Below are 1,491 nucleotides of genomic sequence, written 5' to 3'. Positions count from 1 at the left end.
GAGTCCCCGCCCCGGCGGGCGCTGAACCGCCCCAACTCCCGTCTCCCCGCCCCGGCCGGTGTCGCCGTCGGGCAAGTCCTTCACGCTCCATCCCACCGCTTTCGAGGAGCCATGCCCGCTGTCGCGTCGTCGACGCCCCCCATCACCCCATCCGTGCCACCGGAACTGATCCGGCGTGTGCACGCCCTGCGCGCCGGAGACCGGCTGACCACCTCGATCGTGGACTACCTGGTGCCCGTGCTGGTGTACCAGTTGACCGGCTCCGCCACCTGGGCGGGTGTGGCGTTCGCCGCCGAGTGGATCCCGCGCATCGTGGCCATCGGCCTCGGCGGCCCGCTCGTCGATCGGCTGCGTCCGCGCGTCGTCCTGCTCGCCGTCACCCTGGCCCGGACCATCCTGCTCACCGGGGGAATGGCGGCACTGGCCGCCGGGGCCGGGGCGCCCGCGATCGTCGTGCTGGGAGTGGCCTGCGGCTTCCTGGCGAAGGTCGCCTACCTGGCCACCGAGACGCTCGGCGCGGCGGTCGGCCGGGGGCATCGGGACCAGGCCCGGTTCCAGGGCGTGCAGACCGCCATCGACCAGGCGTGCGCCATGGTCGGGCCCCTGGTGGGCGGGGTGCTGCTGGTGGTCGGCGGGCAGATCGGCCTGGGTGCGGCTCTGGCGCTGTCCCTGATCACCGCACTGCTGGTGGCGGTGGTGCGGATGCCGCCTCCCGCCGGGGCGGAGGGCCGGGACGGGCGGCGCTCACGCGGACTGCGCGCCGGTGCCCGGGCGCTGCGGGCGGCGCCGGCCCTGTGCTGGTTGCTCGCCGGGCTGGTCACCATGAACCTGCTGACCGGGCTGCTCCAGGCGGCCGTCCCCGTGATCGTCTCCTCCCACGGTCGCTCGGCCGCGGCCACCGGCGCGGTGTGGAGCATCGGTGCCGCCGCCTCCCTGCTCGCCGCCCTGCTGTGCGCCCGCCGGTTGGGGCGGGTCGGTGTGCCGGCCATCGCCCTGAGCGCCTCCCTCACCGCCGCCGCGGCCGGTGTCGGCGCCGCGCTGGCGGGAACCTACGCGCAGTTCGTCGCGTCGATGGCGCTGCTCGCGGCGGCCGAGGGCGCCGCCCTGGTCGCCCTGCGCACCACCCGGGCCCGGCTGATCCCCCAGCACGTCTTCGGCTCCACGGTGGCCGTGATGGCGCTGGTGCTGCTGGCCCCCATGCCGGTGGGGGGGCTGCTGCTGGCCGCCGCTCCCCGGGCCGGGCTTCCCGCGCTGCTGATCGCCGTGGCCCTGCTGCACACCGCCGTCACCGTGATCGCCGCGTTCGGCCTGCGCCGTCACCGGCACTCCCTGACCGCCGTCCCGCTCTCCCCGACCCCGTGAAGGAAAACCCCGTGCACGACAGCGACCGGAAGCTGATCATCCTCGTGGGCCGCGGCGACCCCGTCTACCGCGGCTACGCCCTCGACGCCCTCACCTCCCGCCACCGCGTGGCCCTGATCGACCGCACCG

At 75.8% G+C, this 1,491-nt stretch carries 1 protein-coding gene; it reads left to right on the top strand.

Annotated elements, in window-relative coordinates:
- Positions 1-153: 153 nt before the first annotated feature.
- The gene (locus FOE67_RS25500) at positions 154-1,362 is read left to right on the top strand and encodes an MFS transporter (RefSeq protein WP_182667176.1); all 1,209 of its coding nucleotides are present in this window, start codon (positions 154-156) and stop codon (positions 1,360-1,362) included.
- The last annotated feature ends 129 nt before the right edge of the window (positions 1,363-1,491 follow it).

The sequence above is a fragment of the Streptomyces calidiresistens genome (genome assembly GCF_014141525.1).
In the GTDB taxonomy this organism is placed as follows: Bacteria; Actinomycetota; Actinomycetes; order Streptomycetales; family Streptomycetaceae; genus Streptomyces; species Streptomyces calidiresistens.
This window is presented reverse-complemented; position numbering and strand designations above follow the sequence as displayed.